Origin of the sequence: Pseudomonas sp. MEJ108, from assembly GCF_030208985.1 — a bacterium.
In the GTDB taxonomy this organism is placed as follows: Bacteria; Pseudomonadota; Gammaproteobacteria; order Pseudomonadales; family Pseudomonadaceae; genus Aquipseudomonas; species Aquipseudomonas fragariae.
This window is the reverse complement of sequence record NZ_JARVSW010000035.1, coordinates 14389-36404: the sequence shown is the minus strand read 5'-3', so window position 1 is coordinate 36404 and position 22016 is coordinate 14389. Positions and strand designations below refer to the sequence as shown.

18 protein-coding genes are annotated in these 22016 nt (G+C 59.4%); 7 read left to right on the top strand and 11 right to left on the bottom strand.

Translation table 11 applies throughout. From position 1 onward, the window contains the following. Positions 1-6: 6 nt before the first annotated feature. From QRN50_RS16675 to QRN50_RS16645, 7 genes are all read right to left on the bottom strand, one after another. Entirely contained in the window at positions 7-240 is a 234-nt protein-coding gene (locus QRN50_RS16675) for a hypothetical protein (RefSeq protein WP_003315798.1), read from the bottom strand. Between the two features lie 64 nt (positions 241-304). After that, positions 305-826: a DUF6586 family protein gene (locus tag QRN50_RS16670; protein WP_003403699.1), complete on the bottom strand. Its 522-nt coding sequence runs from the start codon at positions 824-826 to the stop codon at positions 305-307. Positions 827-949: 123 nt separating this feature from the next. Further along, positions 950-3562: a type I DNA topoisomerase gene (gene topA / locus QRN50_RS16665; RefSeq protein ID WP_011268332.1), complete on the bottom strand. Its 2613-nt coding sequence runs from the start codon at positions 3560-3562 to the stop codon at positions 950-952. 113 nt (positions 3563-3675) lie between these two features. Next, positions 3676-3912, bottom strand: coding sequence for a DUF1653 domain-containing protein (locus QRN50_RS16660; protein ID WP_011268333.1), 237 nt, complete (start codon positions 3910-3912; stop codon positions 3676-3678). Between the two features lie 102 nt (positions 3913-4014). Continuing rightward, the gene (fadA, locus tag QRN50_RS16655; RefSeq protein WP_003370497.1) at positions 4015-5190 is read right to left on the bottom strand and encodes an acetyl-CoA C-acyltransferase FadA; all 1176 of its coding nucleotides are present in this window, start codon (positions 5188-5190) and stop codon (positions 4015-4017) included. Between the two features lie 4 nt (positions 5191-5194). After that, the gene (gene fadB, locus QRN50_RS16650; RefSeq protein ID WP_096126609.1) at positions 5195-7360 is read right to left on the bottom strand and encodes a fatty acid oxidation complex subunit alpha FadB; all 2166 of its coding nucleotides are present in this window, start codon (positions 7358-7360) and stop codon (positions 5195-5197) included. Between the two features lie 691 nt (positions 7361-8051). Beyond that, positions 8052-8489: a hypothetical protein gene (locus QRN50_RS16645; protein WP_003403705.1), complete on the bottom strand. Its 438-nt coding sequence runs from the start codon at positions 8487-8489 to the stop codon at positions 8052-8054. 130 nt (positions 8490-8619) lie between these two features. Between QRN50_RS16645 and QRN50_RS16640 the strand changes: the two genes are divergently transcribed. Beyond that, positions 8620-9060 carry a universal stress protein gene (locus QRN50_RS16640; RefSeq protein WP_011268338.1) on the top strand — a complete coding sequence of 147 codons (441 nt, stop codon included), beginning with the start codon at positions 8620-8622 and terminating at the stop codon, positions 9058-9060. A 69-nt stretch (positions 9061-9129) separates the two neighbouring features. Here QRN50_RS16640 and QRN50_RS16635 read toward each other — a convergent pair whose 3' ends face one another. Next, positions 9130-11040, bottom strand: a complete 1911-nt coding sequence (locus QRN50_RS16635; protein ID WP_024638384.1) for an ATP-binding cassette domain-containing protein — start codon at positions 11038-11040, stop codon at positions 9130-9132. A gap of 204 nt (positions 11041-11244) precedes the next feature. Here QRN50_RS16635 and QRN50_RS16630 point away from each other — a divergent pair, with 204 nt between their 5' ends. Further along, positions 11245-13173 (top strand): transglycosylase SLT domain-containing protein, encoded by a 1929-nt coding sequence (locus QRN50_RS16630; protein WP_024638383.1) that lies wholly within the window; start codon positions 11245-11247, stop codon positions 13171-13173. 57 nt (positions 13174-13230) lie between these two features. Here the strand turns inward: QRN50_RS16630 and QRN50_RS16625 are convergent, their stop codons facing one another. Continuing rightward, positions 13231-14040 (bottom strand): MOSC domain-containing protein, encoded by an 810-nt coding sequence (locus tag QRN50_RS16625; protein ID WP_024641793.1) that lies wholly within the window; start codon positions 14038-14040, stop codon positions 13231-13233. Between the two features lie 102 nt (positions 14041-14142). Continuing rightward, positions 14143-15069: a chemotaxis protein CheV gene (locus tag QRN50_RS16620; RefSeq protein ID WP_058822200.1), complete on the bottom strand. Its 927-nt coding sequence runs from the start codon at positions 15067-15069 to the stop codon at positions 14143-14145. Between the two features lie 449 nt (positions 15070-15518). Here QRN50_RS16620 and QRN50_RS16615 point away from each other — a divergent pair, with 449 nt between their 5' ends. Beyond that, positions 15519-15950 carry a hypothetical protein gene (locus QRN50_RS16615; protein ID WP_003403718.1) on the top strand — a complete coding sequence of 144 codons (432 nt, stop codon included), beginning with the start codon at positions 15519-15521 and terminating at the stop codon, positions 15948-15950. Between the two features lie 166 nt (positions 15951-16116). Then, positions 16117-16779: a response regulator gene (locus QRN50_RS16610; protein ID WP_003403720.1), complete on the top strand. Its 663-nt coding sequence runs from the start codon at positions 16117-16119 to the stop codon at positions 16777-16779. Here QRN50_RS16610 and yegS read toward each other — a convergent pair. Continuing rightward, positions 16763-17680: a lipid kinase YegS gene (yegS, locus tag QRN50_RS16605; protein WP_011268343.1), complete on the bottom strand. Its 918-nt coding sequence runs from the start codon at positions 17678-17680 to the stop codon at positions 16763-16765. The genes QRN50_RS16610 and yegS overlap by 17 nt on opposite strands. Before the next feature lie 522 nt (positions 17681-18202). Between yegS and QRN50_RS16600 the strand changes: the two genes are divergently transcribed. The 3 genes from QRN50_RS16600 (at position 18203) to QRN50_RS16590 (ending at position 22008) form a co-directional block, all read left to right on the top strand. Next, on the top strand, positions 18203-19639 hold the full coding sequence (locus QRN50_RS16600) for an undecaprenyl-phosphate glucose phosphotransferase (protein ID WP_024641794.1): 1437 nt from the start codon (positions 18203-18205) through the stop codon (positions 19637-19639). Continuing rightward, positions 19639-21096, top strand: coding sequence for a mannose-1-phosphate guanylyltransferase/mannose-6-phosphate isomerase (locus QRN50_RS16595; protein WP_024641795.1), 1458 nt, complete (start codon positions 19639-19641; stop codon positions 21094-21096). The genes QRN50_RS16600 and QRN50_RS16595 overlap by 1 nt, the downstream gene beginning before the upstream one ends. Positions 21097-21228: 132 nt before the next feature. Next, on the top strand, positions 21229-22008 hold the full coding sequence (locus QRN50_RS16590) for a polysaccharide biosynthesis/export family protein (protein ID WP_003403729.1): 780 nt from the start codon (positions 21229-21231) through the stop codon (positions 22006-22008). Positions 22009-22016: the final 8 nt, after the last annotated feature.

Here is a 22016-nt window from a genome sequence, read left to right as displayed (position 1 = left end):
CGTCGATCAGTGCAGAACGTGGGGTACATCGTCCTTTTCGATTTCGCCTTCAGCCAGGCGGCCTGCCATCTGCACACCCACACTCAACATGGCTTTGGCGACTTCGACATGCTGACCTTGCATGAACGCTTTGGCATCCGCAGAGAAATCAAGCGTTACCAGAGAACCCTCGTCATCGGCACGACGCAGCTCGATACGTCCGTCAGGCAGTTCGACAATTTCCAGGAAAGAGGTAGGCATTGGTACAGTTACTCCGCGATAAGCCGGCATTGTAACAGCCTGCCAGCCCTTACTTCATTGGTTTTCAGCACTCGCTCAGGCCTTCACGAAAACGGATGGCCAACCCTTTGAGTTGTTGACGCCAATTTTCGAGCTCTTCACGTGAGAGTTCAGACTCCGGCTCGGCGTCCAGGTTCACTGCCTGTATCATCGGCTGCGTGACATCACCCTTGAGCTTTTTCGGCGCACGCGGTGGCTCATACAATGCGTTGTAGGCCGCCATTAGTTGCGCAAGCCATGTCTGGCGATTCTGGGCGAGTTCTAACAGCTCGGCCATTTCGGGAATGGCGATGGCGTTCAGCACTTCCTGCGTCAACAATTCTTCCGCACGACGCGCGCCGGCCTGCGGCAAACGGTAGTAGCCAGCGATCTCGTGGCACAGGCCCAGCAGCGCACCATACAGATGAAACAGCGCGGACTCACGCTCTGCCTGCAACAACGCAGGAGAGTTCACCGCCTGCCCCTTCTCCGCCCTGCCCAACGCTTCGAGCGAGAGCCCTGCGAAATAGATTTTCTGGTTGGTACGGGTATAGAGCTCATGAGCCATGGCGACACTCTCCACAACGATGGGATAGAAAACAGCATAGCCTGTGACGCCTGGACAGTCCGGCGAAACAGGCGGATGCCTGTCGAAAACAGCGTCCGACTCCCTTGAGCCGGGCATTTGCGATCAACGCTTGTCTTCAACCTTCCAGGCGCTGCCGTCGTAGAACGCACGCCAGCCGGTAGGCTTGCCTTCTACTTCGGTCTGGACGTATTGCTCTTTGGTCTTGCGACTGTAGCGGATCACGGCTGGACGACCGTCCGGATCCTTCTTCGGCGCTTCGCAAAGGAAGTGATACTTAGGATCGATTTCGTCCTTGTGCGGGGCGATTTCGATGACCAGCGGCGCGCGGGTTTCGCGATTCTTCGGGAACTGGCTGGCGGCCAGGAACAGACCCGAAGCCCCGTCACGCAGGATGTAAGTATCGTCAACCTTGTCGCACTTGAGCTCCGGCATTTTCACCGGGTCCATCTTCGGCGGCGCCGCGTCGCCGCTTTTCAGCAGTTTACGGGTGTTCTTGCAGTCCGGATTGGTGCAGCCGAAAAACTTGCCGAAACGGCCGGTCTTGAGCTGCATCTCGCTGCCGCACTTGTCACATTCCAGGCTCGGACCTTCATAACCTTTGATGCGATAAGTGCCTTCCTCGATCTCGTAACCGGTGCAATCGGGGTTGTTGCCGCAGATATGCAGCTTGTGCTTCTCGTCCAGCAGGTAGGCGTCCATCGCCGTGCTGCAGATCGGGCAGCGATGCTTGCCGCGCAGAACCCGCGACTCGGACTCACCCTCATCATCGTCGGCAATTTCGTCGCCGGGGGTCAGATTGACGGTCGCCTTGCAGCGTTCCTTGGGTGGCAGGCTGTAGCCGGAGCAACCCAGGAAAACGCCCGTCGAGGCAGTACGGATCTGCATTGGACGGCCGCACACCTTGCACGGGATATCGGTCATCACCGGCTGGTTGGCGCGCATGCCACCATCAGCGGCCTCGGCCACCTCGAGTTTTTTACGGAAATCGCCGTAGAACTCGTCCAGCACGTTTTTCCAGTCGCGCTCACCCTGCGCCACGTCGTCGAGGTTCTCTTCCATCCCGGCGGTAAAGCCATAGTCCATCAGGTTGGAAAAGCTTTCGGACAGACGTCCAGTGACGATGTCGCCCATCTTTTCCGAGTAGAAGCGGCGGTTATGCAACGCCACGTAGCCACGGTCCTGAATGGTCGAGATGATCGCAGCGTAGGTCGACGGGCGGCCGATGCCACGCTTTTCCATCTCCTTGACCAGGCTCGCTTCCGAGTAACGCGCAGGCGGCTTGGTGAAGTGCTGGCTTGGGTCGAGCTTGTTCAGTTTCAGCGTTTCGCCCTGCGCCATGTCCGGCAGAACATCGTCATCGCCCGGCTTGGCCATCTGCGGCAGTGCACGGGTGTAACCGTCGAACTTGAGGATGCGGCCCTTGGCGCGCAGCTCGAAATCGCTCGCGGCGACCGTGACGGTGGTCGACAGGTATTGCGCAGGCAGCATCTGGCAGGCCACGAACTGGCGCCAGATCAACTCGTAAAGACGCTCGGCGTCACGCTCCATCCCGGTCAGTTTGCTCGGGTGAGTGTTGACGTCGGAAGGACGAATCGCTTCGTGCGCCTCTTGCGCGCCTTCCTTGCTGCTGTAGACGTTGGGCGACTCCGGCAGGTACTTTTTGCCGAATTCGGTTCCGATGTAGTCACGCGCCATGCTCACTGCGTCAGCCGACAGGTTGGTCGAGTCGGTACGCATGTAGGTGATGTAGCCCGCTTCGTACAAGCGCTGAGCCATCATCATGGTCTTCTTCACGCCGAAGCCCAGGCGGTTGCTCGCTGCCTGCTGCAGGGTCGAGGTAATGAACGGCGCCGATGGCTTGCTGCTGGTCGGCTTGTCTTCACGCTTGACGATGCTGTAGCTGGACGCCTTGAGCTTTTCAAGGGCGGCCATGGCCTGGGTTTCATTCAGCGGCTTGAATGCTTCGCCGTTTTCACGCGCCACTTCGAAACGCACATTGGCGCCCTTGGCGGTGCCCAGATCGGCGTGGATCTCCCAATACTCTTCTGGGTTGAACGCACGGATTTCACGTTCGCGCTCGACCACCAGTTTTACTGCGACCGACTGCACACGCCCGGCGGACAAGCCACGGGCGACTTTCTGCCAGAGCAGCGGCGAGACCATGTAGCCGACGACGCGGTCGAGGAAGCGACGCGCCTGCTGGGCGTTGACCCGGGCAATATCCAGTTCGCCTGGCTTGGAAAACGCTTCCTGAATGGCTTTCTTGGTGATCTCGTTGAACACCACGCGCTTGTAGCGGCTGTCATCCCCCCCGATGGCTTCGCGCAGGTGCCAGGCAATGGCTTCCCCTTCGCGGTCCAAGTCCGTCGCGAGATAGATGATGTCGGCATCCTTGGCGAGCTTGCGCAGCTCTTCGATGACCTTTTCCTTGCCGGGGAGGATCTCGTACTTGGCTTTCCAGCCGTGTTCCGGATCGACTCCCATGCGCGAGACCAGCTGGCGTTGCGCCTTTTCTTTCGGCGTCAGCACCGGGCCTTCGCCCGCAGCAGCCTTGCCACGCTTGGCGGCAGGATCTTTGGCGGCACTCGCCGAACCGCTGGTGGGCAGGTCTCGGATATGGCCGATACTCGACTTCACCACGTACTGGTTGCCCAAATACTTGTTGATGGTCTTGGCCTTAGCCGGGGATTCCACGATGACCAGCGATTTGCCCATGGATCAGAAAATTCCTGAATACTAGATGAAAGACAGTGAGGAGCTTGTAAAGGCCACGCTATATATAGTGGCTACAAGGTGAGGTCAAGCACAGCCTGTTGTGCAATCGCCTCTCACGTTCGGGAAAACAGACTGGGTTCAGCCTCTATCAGAGCAAAGCGCGGGACGTGCTCGCCGTCAACCTCGACCGACTCCAGAAACATGCCCAAGGGACGTACCCACATGCCGAAATCGCCGTACAAAGCCTGATAAAACACGACTTCCTCTTCGGTTTCGGAATGTTTTGCAACGCTGAAAACCCGGTAGTGCGGGCCCTTGTAATGGCGATAGAGCCCTGGTTGCAGTTGCATGTTGCGGTCCCCTTGTAACACGTCCAAAAAATTTGCCTGAAACCATTTTTTCAAAAAACAAAAGCCGGGGCACCAAGCCCCGGCTCGCATCACACTCGGGAATCAGACGCGTTCGAAAACGGTCGCGATGCCCTGACCCAGACCAATACACATGGTCGACACGCCGAAGGTGCCGCCATTTTGCTTCATGACGTTGAGCAAAGTGCCGGAGATGCGTGCACCGGAACACCCGAAAGGATGCCCCAGAGCGATGGCGCCGCCGTGCAGGTTAACCTTCTCGTTCATCTTGTCGAGCACTTTCAAATCTTTCAACACCGGCAAGGCCTGTGCAGCGAACGCTTCGTTGAGCTCGAAGAAGTCGATATCGGCAATACTCAGGCCGGCGCGCTTGAGCGCTTTCTGGGTCGCCGGAACCGGACCATAGCCCATGATTGCGGGGTCGACACCGGCCACCGCCATCGAACGGATCACCGCCATCGGCTGGATGCCGAGGTCCTGGGCACGCTGGGCCGACATGACGATCATGCACGACGCACCGTCAGTGATCTGCGAGGACGTACCGGCAGTCACGGTACCACCTTTGGGATTGAAGGCAGGCTTGAGTGCCGCCAGACTTTCCAGGGTGGTGTCCGGACGGATGGTTTCATCGTAGTCGAAGACCTTGAGGAAACCGTTCTCGTCATAGCCCTGCATCGGGATGATCTCGTCCTTGAACTTGCCTTCCAGCGTTGCCTTGTGCGCCAACTGGTGGGAGCGCAGACCGAAAGCGTCCTGCTGCTCGCGGGTGATGCCGTGCATTTTGCCGAGCATTTCGGCGGTCAGGCCCATCATGCCGGAGGCCTTGGCGGCGTGCAGGGACATGTGCGGGTTCGGGTCAACGCCATGCATCATGCTGACATGGCCCATGTGCTCGACACCGCCGATGACGAACACATCACCGTTATTGGTCATGATTGCCTGAGCAGCCGTGTGCAGTGCGCTCATGGACGATCCACAAAGACGACTGACCGTCTGGGCAGCCGAGGTGTGCGGGATCTGGGTCAGCAATGACGCCATGCGCGCGATGTTCCAGCCCTGTTCCAGGGTCTGGTTGACGCAGCCCCAGATCACGTCCTCGACTTCAGCCGGGTCGACCTTGTTGTTGCGCTCGAGCAATTTGCTGATCAGGTGCGCGGACATATCTTCGGCGCGGGTGTTGCGGTGCATGCCGCCCTTGGAGCGGCCCATCGGGGTGCGACCGAAGTCGACAATCACGACGTCTCTTGGATTAAGGCTCATTGGTTCATTCCTCGGAAGACGCTTGACCGAAGAAGCTCTGGCCATTGGCGGCCATGTCACGCAGCTTCGCGGTCGGTTGATACAGGGCACCCAGCTCGGCGTATTGGTCAGCCAGGGCAACGAATTCGGCAACACCGATGGAATCGATGTAGCGCAGCGCGCCGCCACGGAACGGAGGGAAACCGATACCGTAGATCAGGCCCATGTCAGCCTCGGCAGCGGTTTCGACAATGCCGTCTTCCAGGCAGCGGACCGTTTCCAGGCACAGCGGGATCATCATCCAGTTGACGATGTCTTCATCGCTGACTTCGCGCTGCTCGTAGACAATCGGCTTGAGCACGTCCAGCACGGCCGGGTCATTGACCTTTTTGGGCTTGCCCTTCTTGTCCGTTTCGTAGGCGTAGAAACCCTTGCCGTTCTTCTGCCCGAGGCGCTTGGCGTCGTACAGGGCATCGATCGCAGAGCGGCGATCATCTTTCATGCGATCAGGGAAACCTTCGGCCATGACATCACGACCATGGTGGCCGGTGTCGATACCGACCACGTCCATCAGGTAGGCAGGGCCCATCGGCCAGCCGAATTTTTCCATGACCTTGTCGATGCGCACGAAATCCACGCCCGCACTGACCAGTCTGGCGAAACCACCGAAATACGGGAACAGCACACGGTTGACCAGAAAGCCCGGGCAGTCGTTGACCACGATCGGGTTCTTGCCCATTTTCTTGGCGTAGGCAACGGTCGTCGCGACCGCTTCTTCACTGGATTTCTCGCCACGGATCACTTCCACCAGCGGCATCATGTGTACCGGGTTGAAGAAGTGCATGCCGACGAAGTTTTCCGGGCGCTTGAGGGCCTGGGCCAGCAGGCTGATCGAGATGGTCGAGGTGTTGGACGCCAGAATGGTGTTTTCACCCACGTTGGCTTCGACTTCGGCCAGTACCGCCTGCTTGACCTTGGGGTTCTCGACGACAGCTTCGACGACCAGATCGACATTGCCGAAATCGCCGTAGGACAGCGTAGGACGAATGGCGTTAAGCGCTTCGGCCATCTTCGCCGCGGTCAGACGACCTTTCTCCAGGCGACCACCCAGCAGTTTGGACGCTTCGTTCAGACCCAGTTGAATGGCTTCTTCGCGAATATCCTTCATCAGGATCGGCGTACCTTTGACTGCCGACTGATAGGCAATGCCGCCGCCCATGATCCCGGCGCCCAGTACGGCCGCCTGCTTCACGTCCTTGGCAATCTTGTCGTAGCCCCTGGCTTTCTTTTTCAGCTCCTGATCGTTCAGGAACAGGCCGATCAGACTCTGCGCAGCAGGGGTCTTGGCCATTTTCACGAAACCGGCGGCTTCGATCTCCAGCGCCTTGTCACGACCGAAGTTGGCGGCTTTCTGGATGGTCTTGATGGCTTCGACCGGGGCCGGATAGTTCGGGCCGGCCTGACCTGCAACGAAGCCCTTGGCGGTTTCGAATGCCATCATCTGTTCGATGGCATTGAGCTTGAGCTTGTCCAGCTTCGGCTGACGCTTGGCCTTGTAATCGAACTCGCCGGAAATGGCGCGCTGGATCAAATCAAGGGCGGCGGCCTGCAGCTTGTCGGGCGCTACCACTGCGTCCACGGCACCCACCTTGAGAGCGTCTTCCGCGGCGTTTTCCTTGCCCGAGGCAATCCACTCGATCGCGTTGTCGGCACCGATGATGCGTGGCAGACGCACGGTGCCGCCGAAACCCGGGTACAGGCCCAGCTTGACCTCGGGCAGACCGACGCGAGCGCTGCTGGCGATGACTCGATAGTCTGCGGCCAGGCACATTTCCAGACCGCCGCCCAGCGCGATACCGTTGATTGCCACGACAGTCGGCACGTTCAGGTCTTCGAAATCACTGAAAATCCTGTTCGCTTCCAGATTGCCGGCGACCAGCTCAGCTTCCGGCAACTTGAAGTTGTCGACGAATTCGGTGATATCGGCGCCGACAATGAATGAATCTTTGCCACTGGTGACAATCACGCCCTTGACCGATGCGTCGGCCTTGACCGCATCGACTGCCTGGCGGAACTCATTGAGGGTGAGACGGTTGAACTTGTTGACGGACTCACCCTTGAGGTCGAAATTCAATTCGACGATGCCACTTTCAAGAGCCTTAACCGTGATGGCTTTACCTTCGTAAATCATCAACTGATCTCCACAATATGGAAGCTGAACAATACCCGCCGAACCTCAATGTCCGACGGGGCTACGACGTCGCCGTCGATGAACACGCCAAATCACACGCTTACCGCCGCGACGTGGTAGTCGGGATTCTGTCAGAGCCCTCTGACGACCAAACGCTCATTTCATACGCCCGTTTGATTTGGGTACGCACACCATCAGGCATAACCACAGGATTGTCAATTCGACAAAACGCCTGAAAATCCACGTTTTAACAGGAGCATGCCCAAGGCCATAATGCCCACGAAGACCTGCGATCCTCCATCATTCGCAGTAATGATAGTGGCCATTCGAATGCCCTGCAGCTGCCGCATCTGGCACGCAATGATACGCCGCAACGCCAGGGATGCCGGGCTATGCATGACGATAGCCACGCCGCGTGACATTCGATAGGTACAGGGAAAAATCAGCCAGGAACGCACCGCACGAGGGCACGCGCAAAAAATATTTGCAGGAATCGCGACAAAAAGGAGCAAAAGGTCTAGAGTCGCAGCACTGCGCCACAAGAGGCTCGCAATGCAGCTGATTTGCGGGTGCGCAACAGCGAAAGCCGACATGGCGGCGAAAGCCTGTCGGCACGCGACGAATTATCGGCCTGCCTGGCCAACCCCGGCCCGATGTTGTTATCGGGCTTTTTAATGCCTGCGATTCAGGGTCAGGCCAGCGCCTTGAGCAGCGCATCAATACGCTGTAACACTTCTGCCTCGCCCCGCTCCGCCCAGTACACCGCAACCAGCTGCCCGTCAGCCTCGACCTTGTAGGCATCCACGGGCAATGTTTGCAGGTAAGGCAGCAGCTTCGCGTCTTCGCAAGGTTCGCGCCAGCGATTGCGCCACTCGCCCGGCTCGCTTTGCCAGTACACCCAGGCATCTGCATGCGAGCCCCGACGCGGACGATGGTACTGCGCACAAGGGCTGGGCGGCTCCTTGCTCAACCAGTGCGGCCACTCCTGCGGTGTCAGTTGCATGCCCATACCCAGACGCCGCGCCTGCATGCGCAACGCCATCCTGCCGCTCTGCTGGCGCGAGGGGCGTAACCACACCAGCGGACTCAGCATTACACCAATGATTGACAGGACTATCCAGACCGTCATATTTCTTGCCCCCAGCCGATTTCAGGCTCTTTACAACACTCTTGAAAACAATGACTTGCACATGGGCCTGCCCAGATGCCAACGAAAGAGCCATACTCCCATCACTGCAATTCTCCCGGAGGACACCCTCATGCCATACAAACACATTCTGGTTGCCATCGACCTCACCGATGAGTGTGACCCGGTCATCCGTCGCGCCAGCCTGCTGGCCAAGGCCAGCGAGGCAAAATTGTCGGTCGTGCACATCGTCGAACCGATCGCGATGGCGTTCGGCGGCGACGTGCCGATGGACCTTTCACAGCTGCAACAGCAACAGATCGATCAGGCCAGGGAGAAGCTCGGCAAGCTGAAGCTCAAGTATCCGCAACTGGAACACAGCGAAAGCCACATGGTGTTCGGTCAGCCACGCCAGGAAATCCACAAGCTGGCCAAGAGCGAAGCATGCGATCTGATCGTTGTCGGCAGCCATGGCCGCCACGGCCTGGCTCTGCTGCTCGGCTCGACTGCCAACGACGTTCTGCACGGCGCACCCTGTGATGTACTGGCAGTGAGCCTCAAGAAGCCCGAGTGAGCTGACCCGCTACAGCGAAAAGCCCGGTTAACCCGGGCTTTTTTTGCATCTCAGGAACGCGCCGGACGATCACTCGTCCAGTTCGGCCCAACGCTCCAGCAGCTTGTCCAGCTCGGCCTGCAGGCTTTCCAGCTGCGCCAGCACCGCTGCAGTCTGCTCGGACGAGCGCTGGTAGAAGCCCGGCTCGGCCATTTCCGCGTTCAGCGCGGCCATCTTGCCTTCGACTTCATCGATCTGCGCAGGCAACGCTTCCAGTTCGCGCTGAAGCTTGTAGCTGAGCTTCTTCTTCGCCACCGGCATGTCCTGCGCAGCGACCGGTGCGGCCTGCACCACAGCGCTGGCCAGTTCGGCCTTGCCCGACTTGGTGTCGGCGACGCCCAGCAGACGCGGCGAACCGCCCTGACGCAGCCAGTCCTGATAACCACCCACGTACTCGCGAACCTTGCCCTCACCTTCGAACACCAAGGTACTGGTGACGACGTTGTCGAGGAATGCCCGGTCGTGACTGACCATCAGCACGGTGCCCTTGAAGGTCAGCAGAACCTCTTCGAGCAGCTCCAGGGTTTCGACGTCCAGGTCGTTGGTGGGTTCGTCGAGCACCAGCAGGTTGGCTGGCTTGCTGAACAGCTTGGCCAGCAACAGACGGGCACGCTCGCCACCGGACAGCGCCTTGACCGGCGTGCGGGCACGTTGCGGGCTGAACAGGAAGTCGCCGAGGTAGCTCAGCACATGACGGCTCTGGCCGTCGATATCGATGAAATCACGTCCCTCGGCAACGTTGTCGATCACGGTCTTTTCCAGATCGAGCTGGTGACGCAACTGGTCAAAATAGGCGACGTCCAGACGCGTACCGACTTCAACCTTGCCGCCGGTCGGCTGCAGGTTGTCGAGCATCAGCTTGAGCAGCGTGGTCTTGCCGGTACCGTTGGCGCCGAGCAGACCGATACGGTCCTCGCGCTGCAGGACCATGGAGAAATCCTTGATCAGGGTCGGCCCGCCAGGGTGGGCGAAGCTGACGTTATCGAGGACCATGACCTGCTTGCCGGATTTCTCGGCAGTGTCGAGCTGAATGTTGGCCTTGCCGGTACGCTCCCGACGCTCGCTGCGTTCTACACGCAGCTCCTTGAGCGCACGCACGCGACCTTCGTTACGGGTACGACGCGCCTTGATGCCCTGACGGATCCAGACTTCTTCCTGGGCCAGACGCTTGTCGAACAGTGCGTTGGCGGTCTCTTCGGCGGCCAGCGCGGCTTCCTTGTGGACCAGGAAACTGGCGTAGTCGCCGTCCCAGTCGATCAGGCCGCCGCGGTCCAGCTCAAGGATGCGGGTCGCAAGGTTTTGCAGGAATGCCCGGTCGTGCGTGATGAACAGCACTGCACCCTGGAAATCCTTGAGGGCTTCTTCAAGCCAGGCGATGGCGCCGATATCCAGGTGGTTGGTCGGCTCGTCGAGCAACAGCAGGTCCGGCTCGGACACCAGAGCCTGAGCCAGCAGAACACGGCGACGCCAGCCACCGGACAGTTCGGCCAGGGTTTTGTCGGCAGGCAGCTGCAAGCGGCTGAGGGTGCTCTCGACCAGTTGCTGCAGGCGCCAGCCATCACGGGCTTCGAGGTCCTGCTGAACATGCATCAGCTTGTTCAGGTCTTCCTCGGTGACGCAGTTCTGCGCCAGGTGGTGGTACTCGGCCAGCAAGGCACCGACGCCATCCAGACCTTCGGCAACCACGTCGAACACCGTCCGTCCGTCGGCTACCGGCAATTCCTGCGGCAATTCACCGATCTTGAGGCCGGGCGCACGCCAGACAGCCCCTTCATCAGGCTTCTGAACGCCTTTTACCAGCTTCAACATGCTGGATTTGCCTGTGCCGTTACGGCCGATGATGCACACCCGCTCGCCACGGGCGATCTGCCAGGACACCTTGTCCAATAACGGCATGGCGCCGAAAGCAAGGGACACATCGCTGAATTTGAGCAGGGTCATGAGCTTCTCCAAAAACCGGGCGCGCATTCTACCTGAGATAGCAGGCAGATGTCGGCATTCGTGGCACCGCCGCGCGCCTCGACAAGACTTTATGAGCGCCAATTATTTCCATATGAGACAAGCTCGTCGGCAATGCTTTCACCAAGAGCTGGCAAAAGGCTAAGCTAGCAATACTTTTCACCGACTCATCTGCTCGGAAGTCTCATGCGCAGTCGTTTGTTCAGCCTTTTATCGTGCCTGCTCCTCTCCGCCACCGCCGTCCAGACTGCTCATGCGGTAGACCTCAACCAACAACGCAAGTATTACGACGAAGCAAAGCGCGCACTGGCCAAAGGCGATTCCGGCCCCTACCAGATGTACGCCACGGCCCTGGCCGACTATCCGCTGGAGCCTTACCTCGAATACGACGAACTGACGACACGCCTGAAAACGGCAAGCAATCCCGAAATCGAGAAGTTTCTTGCCGAGCACGGCGACCTGCCGCAAGCCAACTGGATGAAGCTGCGCTGGTTGCGCTGGCTGGCCGAGCGTGGCGACTGGCAAACCTTCGTCAAGTATTACGACCCGAAGATGAAGTTCGTCGAGCTGGATTGCCTGTACGGGCAGTATCAGCTGAACAGCAACAAGCGCGCCGAAGGCTTTGCCAGTGCCGAAAAGCTGTGGATGACCGGCAAGACATTACCCGCGGCCTGTGACGGTTTCTTTGCCCAGTGGGCGGCCGCCGGCCAGTTGACCGAACAGAAGCGCTGGCAGCGCGCCAAGCTGGCGGCACAGACGCGCAATTACAGTCTGGCCAGCACGCTGGTGGACAGCCTCAACTCGCTGGCACCGCAAGGCCGTCTGCTGCTGGCGGTCGCGCAGAAACCGGAGATGGTCAGCAACCCGTCGCAATTTGCCCCGGTAGACGAGGCGATGTCCGATGTGGTCGGTCTCGGCCTGCGCCGGCTCGCCAAGCAGGACCCGCAGAAAGCCCTGTCGATGCTCGATGGCTATGCCGCGACCATGCATTTCTCCCGCGAAGAGCAGGTCGAGATCGCCAAGGAAATCGGCCTGACCCTGGCACGTCGTTATGACGACCGCGCACTGGAGGTCATGACCAGATACGACCCTGAATTGCGTGACGACACCGTGACCGAATGGCGCCTGCGCCTGCTGCTGCGCCTGGGTCGCTGGGAAGACGCCTACGAGCTGGCGCGCCGACTGCCCAAGGATCTGGCAGCGACCAATCGCTGGCGTTACTGGGAAGCCCGCTCTCTGGAACTGGCACAACCCAACAGCCCGCTGATTGCCGCGCTGTACAAGGATGTCGCCAAGGAGCGTGATTTCTACGGGTTTCTGGCTGCCGACCGCACTCAAAGCCCCTACCAGCTCAACAACAAGCCGCTGGTGCTGAGCCAGGCACTGATCAACAAGGTACGCAACACGCCAGGCGTGCGTCGCGCACTGGAGTTTCACGATCGCGGCGAGATCGTCAACGGCCGACGCGAGTGGTATCACGTGAGCCGCCTGTTCAATCGTGACGAGATGGTTGCCCAGGCCAAGCTGGCCTATGACATGCAATGGTATTTCCCGGCAATCCGTACCATCAGCCAGGCGCAATACTGGGACGATCTGGATATTCGCTTCCCGATGGCGCACCGCGACACGCTGGTACGCGAAGCCAAGGTGCGCGGCCTGCATTCGAGCTGGGTGTTCGCCATCACGCGCCAGGAAAGCGCCTTCATGGACGATGCCCGCTCGGGCGTCGGCGCCAGCGGGCTGATGCAACTAATGCCTGCCACCGCCAAGGAGACTGCGCGCAAGTACAGCATCCCGCTGGCCTCGCCTCAGCAGGTGCTGGATCCGGACACCAACATCCAGCTGGGCGCCGCCTACCTGAGCTCGGTGCATGCGCAGTTCAACGGTAATCGGGTGCTCGCTTCAGCGGCCTACAACGCAGGTCCCGGGCGCGTGCGCCAATGGCTCAAAGGTGCCAACCATCTGGCCTTCGATGTCTGGGTAGAGAGCATTCCATTCGATGAGACCCGTCAGTACGTGCAGAACGTGTTGTCGTACTCGGTGATCTACGGCCAGAAACTCAACTCGCCGCAGCCTCTGGTGGACTGGCACGAGCGGTTTTTCGACGACCAGTGACCGGTCGGCAGGAGTGCTGCGTTAAGCACTCCTGCCAGACAACGGCGGCGCCTGCCCCTACTCCAGCACTTCGACTGACATCCCCACTTCAAGCTCGCCCAAACCCTCGTTGACCACGTTCTGACCGAACAGCACGCTGCCTTCCACTTCCCGATAAGTCTTGAGCGTAGCGAACGGTTCGCGATCTGCACTGCGCTCGCCGGTTGCCGGGTCGACGGTGGTGAGGATGCAGCGCGCACAAGGCGTGAGCAGCTGGAACTCGATGTCGCCGATGCGGATACGTTTCCAGCCATCCTCGGCAAAGGCCTCGGCCCCTTCGATCACCAGATTGGGTCTGAAGCGCAGCATTTCCATCGGCCTGCCCATGCGCGCTGACAGGTCATCGAGCGAGCCCTGGCCGATCAGCAGCAATGGAAAACCATCGGCAAAGCTCACCCGGTCGTTGACCGTCTGATAGCCGCCAGGGATCCAGCGTGCACGCTCTGCCGGCAGATAGACCATACGCGTGGGCTTGCCGATAAACCGGCTGACCCATTCGGCTGCCTCATCGCCCGCGTCCGGCACCTGCAACGAGTCACGCCAGACGGTCACACCCCGCAGGTTCAAGTCGATATCCGGCGGAACCGCGACATCCAGAGGCTCGAAGCCGGGTGCCGAAAGCGTTACACCGCCGCTGGCGTTCCACAACACCGACAGTTGGGACATGTGCGGCAGCGCGCGCTGAGTGAAGAACCTGCCATTGCCGGCGTCGACCAGCATCCAGCGTCGATCACCCGCCAACCCCAACGCATCGAACGATGCGCGCTGCATCAACTCGGCCTTGCAGGATTTGAGCGGGAAACGATAGAGCGAGCTGAGACGTAACATGGGCGCCGATTCCTTTGAGGGCTGGATAAGCTTTGCTGCAGACAGCAAAGCTTATCCGATGCCGGAGCCGGCGGCACTCGCGATGTAGAATCGAGCGCGGTGTCAGACAATCATCAGAAGACGTTCGCGCACAACCTCGACCAGCTTGTCGGGCTGGAATTTGGAAAGGAAGTTGTCACAGCCGACCTTCTTGACCATCGATTCGTTGAAGCTGCCGGACAACGAGGTATGCAGGACGATGTACAAACCGCGCAGGCGTGCATCGTTACGAATCTCGGTGGTCAGACGATAGCCGTCCATTTCCGGCATTTCCGCATCGGTGAACACCATCAGCAGCTTCTCATGCACGTTCTCGCCTGCATCCGCCCAGGCCTTGAGCATGTTCAGCGCCTTGAGGCCATCGCTGGCGACGTGCAGCTTGAGGCCCAACTGAGACAGCGTGTCGCGCAGCTGCGCCAGCGCGACCTTGGAGTCGTCGACCAGCAACACTTCGCGGCCAAGGGCATTTTCCAGCACCGGGTCTTCAAGCTTCTCGCGGGACACCTTGGCGTTGTAAGGCACGATCTCGGCGAGTACTTTTTCAACGTCGATGATTTCTACCAGTTGATCATCGACCTTGCTGATCGCGGTCAGGTAATGCTGACGACCGGCGCTGACCGGCGGCGGCATGATGGCATCCCAGTTCATGTTGACGATGCGGTCGACGCCGCCAACCAGGAACGCCTGAACCGATCGGTTGTATTCGGTGACGATGATCGTGCTGCCTGGACCCGGCACCAGCGGACGCATGCCGATGGCCTGGGAGAGGTCGATGACCGGAAGGGTCTGGCCGCGCAGGTTGACCACGCCACACACAAACGAGTGACGTTGCGGCATGAGGGTCAGCTTGGGTAGCTGCAATACTTCCTGGACCTTGAACACGTTGATCGCAAACAACTGCCGACCGGCAAGGCGAAACATGAGGATTTCCAGGCGATTCTCGCCCACCAGTTGTGTGCGCTGATCTACTGTGTCGAGAATGCCTGCCATTATTAGCTCCTGAAGCGATGGTCGCGTTGATTCTGTTGAGCCTGTATCGGCTGAAATCAGCCGGACCTTAATGGCGATGAACGGCCACTCTCAAGCATTGATGTCATTTTAGCATCATGCTTTACTGGTGTCGCTTTCAAGACACGTAAATCCAGCCACAAACCAGCACCGGAAATGCCTCGGTAGCCCTTTGGGCCAAAGCCGAATCAAAGACCTGCAAAAAGTCAATCAGGGATAACCTGATATGATCGACATCTAATTGCCACTATTGTGACGGCATTCTCACTACATGAATGGCATCCGATTTGTGTCCGCGTCCCAATCCTTGCAATCGAGCGACGCTGGCAACATTCAGAAACGCCCTACATACTTTTGTTTGAAATCGACATTAACTGTCAGCCATTCGCCGCGGGCGGAAGTTCGCTATCCATGATCAGTGGAGACAAAGGATGCTGAGCCACAACGATTGGCAGCACAAGCACGACGAGTTCCTGAACCTGTCTCAGGCACTTTTGCACAAGTCGGAAGAATGTCTTTCGCATCTGGAGCTGATCCCCAACGATGAGGACGCTACCGGCTGCCTGCTGACAACCCTGCGCAAGCTGGCGCAGGAGGCAGAAGCCGTTCCTGTGCCGTGCATTGCCGATTTTTCCCGCCAGTTGTGTCAACTGTTGAAAACCGGCAGCCAGGCCAGCGAGCTTTCCCAGGAAGCCGTGCTGGCAGTCAAGAACTGCCTGACACTGATGTACTGGCAAGTCGAACTTCTCGATCCGCACACCGGCGAGTTGACGATGGACGACCACGAACAGCTCGAGCTGCTGGAAAAACTGGCCAGCGTCTCCGCGCAATCGGCCTCGCCGAAAGATGCGACCCGCCAATAACACTCGATAACGCCCGGCCGTTGAGCATCGCATCGCGATGTCATTGAGGCAGCGTTGTCACGTCAGCATTTTCCGTTCATTGTCTTCACTGCCGCTAACATCGTCTTCAAGCATGACCGGAGACTGCACACGCGCTTGAGCGGCCCCATTTGCACAAGAAATCACAATGACCTGCAATCTGTTACTGGTCGACGACCACTCCCTTATCAGAGCCGGCGTGCGAGCGCTGGTTGCAGACATGCCTGGATACACCATCCTGGGCGAAACGGCTGACGGCGCGCAGCTGGCGGGTCTTGCGCAGCAGCTCAAGCCCGACATCATCCTGTTCGACATCTGCATGAAAAGTGTCGACGGCCTGGATGCACTCGAGCAGCTGTTGAAGGTGCAACCGCACTGCAAGGTGTTGATCCTGTCGATGCAGAACGATCCGGACATGATCATGCGTGCGCTCGACATTGGCGCGCAGGGCTACCTGCTCAAGGACACTACGGCTGCGGAACTCGAACAGGCACTGGGGGCGCTGCGTGGCAACGAGCGCTACCTGAGCCCGGCCATTGCCCACACCGTCATCGAGCGCGCCCTGCGTGGCAAGCGATCTGACAGGGCCCGGTCGGCAAAGGAACGGTATCACCTGACCGCTCGGCAACTTGAAATCCTGCGCCTGATCGTGCGCGGCAAGTCCACACGCGAGATCGCCGATGGCCTGGGACTGAGCGTCAAGACCATCGAGACTCACCGCGCCCAGGTCATGAAGCGCCTGCAGATATTTGACGTGGCCGGGTTGGTGCTGTTCTGCGTTCGCGAACGGATTATCAGTCTGGACGATTGAGCTTCGGTGCGCCGCCCAGTAACGGCGAGTCCGCTGGCAGGTGCACGTGAAGCGCGCCTGGCCGGGCCTCGAAACGCAGGTCCTCGCCCGACAGCGGCTCACCGTCCAGATTGATATCCAGACCCTGGGTGGACTTGAGTTCTACCCACGGCAAACGCGCACGAATGAACATATTGTCGATACCCAGCCCACCCTCCAGAAGGCTCCTCAGCGTGCCGACCACTTCCTGAGGCGCCGGCAGGATACTGATGTCGAGCAGACCATCGTCGGCCAGTGCGGTCGGGCACAGCTCGTGTCCACCGCCCGCCTGCCGACCATTGCCGATACCCAGGGCAAGCAGATCGCCGCGCCAGTGGAAGTCCGGCCCGGTGAGCTCGCCATGCGCCGAATGCAGCTCGCTGAATCGGGTCAGGCCGGTAAACAGATAGGCGGCCCCCCCCAGCACCTTCTTCAGGTCCTCGGACGTGTTCGCCGTGACCTGGCTGCCAAACCCGCCGGTCGCCATGTTGAGGAACAGCTTGCCGCCGACCTCACCTAGATCGACGGCACGCGGGGCCACGTCCATCAGTTGCAGGGCTTTGGAGACCTCCAGCGGCACGCCGGCCGCACGGGCAAAATCGTTGGCAGTCCCCAGCGGCAGAATAGTCAGGCTGGCACTGGTTTCGGCCAGTGCCAGGGCTTCGGCGATATCGCGCAAGGTGCCGTCGCCACCACCTGCGACGATGTGCCGATGGCCGGCCGCCAGGGCTTCGCTGACCAGGCGCTGGGCATCGCCAGCTTCCCAGGTGAGTCGCACGTCCAGTTCCCAGCCCTGCTTGCGCTTGTCTGCCACCGCGTCACGCACGTCTTCATTGAGCGCCTGTTTACCGTGAAGAATGAGCATTGCCCTGCGTTGTGTCATGACACCTCCTCTGCCGAACCCTACGAATTGAAGCCTGCGAGCGATGCTCTTTGTGTAATCGGCGCCCGCCTACATTTCGCACGACGCATGACTGTGACCCCGGGCAGTCGGAAAAAGCCCATCCATTTCGGAAAAATTTTTCACCCCCGCAACAGCTCGTCTACCCCTGCCGGCACTGGGGAAAACCACGCAACGGGCTGTCAGGATCAACGCCTGCATCAAGGCTGAAGCACTTTTGCCCTGTCGCTATTCGTTTCATGAGCTTTACTGACAGCATTACCCTCACTTGAGGGAAATTTCCTTCACAAATGATTGAAAAGGCTTAAATAAAATCCGCTAAGGGACGACATATATAAAGTGATATCTACAAAAGACGATCCGAATTCCTCATACGCACGACGCGTAACTGGCTACGCTTGGACACTGTCCACGTAGAAACGCCTTTCGGGTGTTGCAGGCAGACAATAGAAAGACATCCAGGATCAGCAGAATTCAGATGCATACAGGGAGTAAGGGATTTCTATGAGGTTGCAGCCCGTTGACAGTCTTTCGCTGACCCGCACCAGCCTGGTCGAATACTTTCTTTTTGGCATCCGCCTGGCTCACGGTATCGCCTGCATTTTGCCGGGCCTCCTGATCATGCTGCTGATCAAGGATGGCAGCCCGGAAACACAGAAGAGCTACATGGCCATGCTGCTGTTTTTCGGCTTTGTCGGGCTGCTGGTGTTTCAGGCCATGGGCGTCTATTCCGAAGCACTGTTCAGCAACGACCTGCGCATGGGCGCAATGGCGCTGGCCTGGACTGCCGCCTTCGGACTGTTGCTGTTCATGCAGCAGGCGATGGGCCTGTTCGGCTACCTTCCCCCCGAAGAACTGCTGATCTGGTACCTGACCAGCCTTGCGCTGTTCGGCATCATTCGCCTGCTGTTGCTGATGCTGTTCAAACATCAGATGCGCAAGGGCGTCTTCCTGCAGCATGCCGTGATCCTCGGCGCGACGGAAAACGGCCAGCGTCTGGCCGAATACCTGCTTGAACATCAGGACATTCGTTCGGGGGTGACCGGCTTTATCGACGACCGTATCGGGCGCATGCCAAAGACCGTCGCCAACCTGCCACTGCTGGGCAATACCAACGACCTGGAACGGCTGATCCGTGAAGAGAAAGTGACTCAGGTGCTGGTCGCCCTGCCCTGGACGGCAGAAAACCGCATGGACTACATCATCCGCGAATTGCGCAGGCTACCGGTCAATGTGTTGCTGGTGCCGGACATGATCGCTTTTCGACACACTCACAACCGCATCACCGAAGTCGCCCGGCTGCCGATGTTCAATGCCTCGGACCTGCCGCTCAGTGGCTGGTCGCCGTTCATCAAACGCGCTGAAGACATCGTGCTGTCATCGCTGGCATTGCTGGCGCTGTCCCCCTTGATGCTGCTGGTCGCACTGGCGATCAAGCTCGATTCGCCAGGCCCGGTGTTTTTCCGTCAGAAGCGCTATGGGTACAACAATCGCCTGATCGAAGTGTTCAAGTTCCGCTCCATGCATCAGCACCAGGCCGATGCGACGGCCGAGCGGCAAACCACCCGCGGCGACGCCAGAATCACCCGGGTCGGACGCTTCATTCGCAAGACCAGCCTGGATGAACTGCCACAGCTGTTCAACGTGGTGGCGGGCAGCATGTCGATGGTCGGGCCGCGCCCGCATGCCACGGCGACCAAGGCTGCCGGGATTCTGTTCGAGCAGGCAGTGAAGGAATACACCTCGCGGCATCGCGTCAAACCAGGCATTACCGGGCTTGCGCAGATCAACGGCTATCGGGGTGAAACCGACACCGTTGAAAAAATCGAAAAACGCGTCGAGTTCGACCTTGAGTACATAGAAAACTGGTCCGTCTGGTTCGACCTCTACATCCTTATGCGCACTGTGCCTGCAGTGCTATTCACCCGTGAGGCTTACTGATGAGCACGCTCATTCCCTGCATCATTGCCGGCGGCTCCGGCACACGCCTGTGGCCGGTTTCGCGTGAAGCCATGCCCAAGCCGTTCATGCGCCTGCCAGATGGCCAGAGCCTGCTGCAGAAGACCTTTCTGCGTGCAGTCGGCCTGCCCGGCGTCGAGCGTCTGCTGACGGTGACCAACCGGGAAGTGTATTTCCGCACGGTGGACGACTACCGCCAGTTGAACAAGGGCAATGCACGCCTGGATTTCATCCTTGAGCCTTTCGGCCGTAATACGGCAGCTGCGGTTGCCGCTGCGGCACTGCATGTCAGCCAGCTGTATGGCGATGAGGCGCAACTGCTGGTGTTGCCTGCCGATCACCTGATTACCGACGTGGCGGAATTCTCCAGAGCAGTGACGGCTGCACAGAAGCTGGCCGCAGAGGGCTGGCTGGTGACGTTCGGCATCCTGCCGACCGCGCCGGAAACCGGTTTTGGCTACATCGAGAAAGGCCCGGCACTCAATGCCGACGCCTGTCAGGTCGCCCGTTTTGTCGAAAAACCGGACGCGATCACTGCCCAGGGCTATCTGGACAGTGGTCAGCATTTCTGGAATGCCGGCATGTTCTGCATGCGCGCCGACGCCGTGCTTCGCGAGTTGCGCACGCATGCGCCGGACGTCCTGAGCGCCGTCAGCGCGTGCCTGGAATCGAGCCCGCGCAAGGAAGGCAACCGTGAGCTGCAGGTCGAGCTGGACAGTGAGTCGTTTGCCCTGACACCGGACATTTCCATCGACTACGCGCTGATGGAACGCTCCGACAAAGTCGCCGTGGTGCCTTGCCGGCTTGGCTGGAGTGATATCGGCTCATGGCAGGCGGTGCGTGAACTGTCTCCGGTCGATGCGCAAGGCAACTACTGCAATGGCGAGACGGTGCTGCACGACGTCAGCAATTGCTACATCGATTCCCCCAAGCGTCTGGTGGGCGCGATCGGCCTGGACAATCTGATCATCATCGACACCCCCGACGCCTTGCTGATCGCCGACGGCGGCCGCAGCCAGGACGTCAAGATCATCGCTCAGGAGCTCAAGCGTCAGGGCCATGATGCCTATCGCCTGCACCGCACCGTTACACGCCCCTGGGGCACCTACACCGTCCTCGAAGAAGGCAAGCGTTTCAAGATCAAGCGCATCGTGGTTCGCCCGCAGGCGTCACTGTCGTTGCAGATGCACCATCACCGCAGCGAACACTGGATCGTGGTCAGCGGCATGGCCCGCGTCACCAACGGCGAGCGCGAGTTCATGCTGGATACCAATGAATCGACCTTCATCAAACCGGGCCACACACACCGTCTGGTCAACCCCGGCGTCATCGATCTGGTGATGATCGAGGTGCAAAGCGGCGAGTACCTGGGCGAAGACGACATCGTGCGTTTTACCGACATTTATGGACGTGTACCCGATAAGGCCATGAAGAGCTGATCGGCGCAGCAACAAGCGCCGCTTGATTCAAGCGGCACGCAATCGACAGCACCCGGAACAGGCATGACCCGCCAACATGAATTTATTACCCGCGAGGGAGCCGTATTTGTGCATGACAGGAGTTCAGGAACAATGAAAAGCATGATGCTGATCGCCAGCTTATTGCTGTTGAGTGCGTGCAATACCCCTTCCAGGGTGGGCCTGCCCGATGACCGTGCGCAAATCGAGGCCGGCCAGGCTGCGGGCCGCGCACTGGCTGGCAAGCCACTGCCGCCGGAGCGAATCCGCCCCGGTGACACGCTGCGCATCGTGCGCAACAGTGGCGAGGCGCCGTCGATTTCAGCGTTTACCGCCAACTCCATCTATGAACTGACCCTGTTTCAGGTACTCAACGACGGCACCTTTTCCTACCCTTATATCGGCACCGTCAAGGCTGCGGGCCTGACCCTCCAACAGTTGAACGACCTGCTGGAAAGCAAACTGCAGAGCGTCTACCGCGAGACCGCGCTGACCATCAACATTTCCCAGTCACCGGGTAACACGGTGTTTGTCGGCGGCGCAGTACGCAACTCGGTCACCTTGCCGGTCAACGTCGCCACCAACCTCGACCAGGCCATCGTCGGCGCGGGCGGCGTGGCGCTCGATGCCGATGCCGGTCAGGTCGCGCTGCTGCGTCAGGAAGAAAACGGGCTCTACAAGACCTACTTCTTCGATTACAGCAAATTCCTCTGGGCAGGCGGCGCCGGTGGCCCTACCGCCCCGGTCCTGTTGAAACGCGGCGATATCGTGTTCGTTCCCAAATCATCGGTCGGCAACAAGGTTGACGGCGTATCCCTGTATTTCAACCAGTTGATCCCCTTCGCGAAGTCGATCGGCCTGGGCCTGAACTACGAGCTGCGCAACAACAATTAATTGTCAGG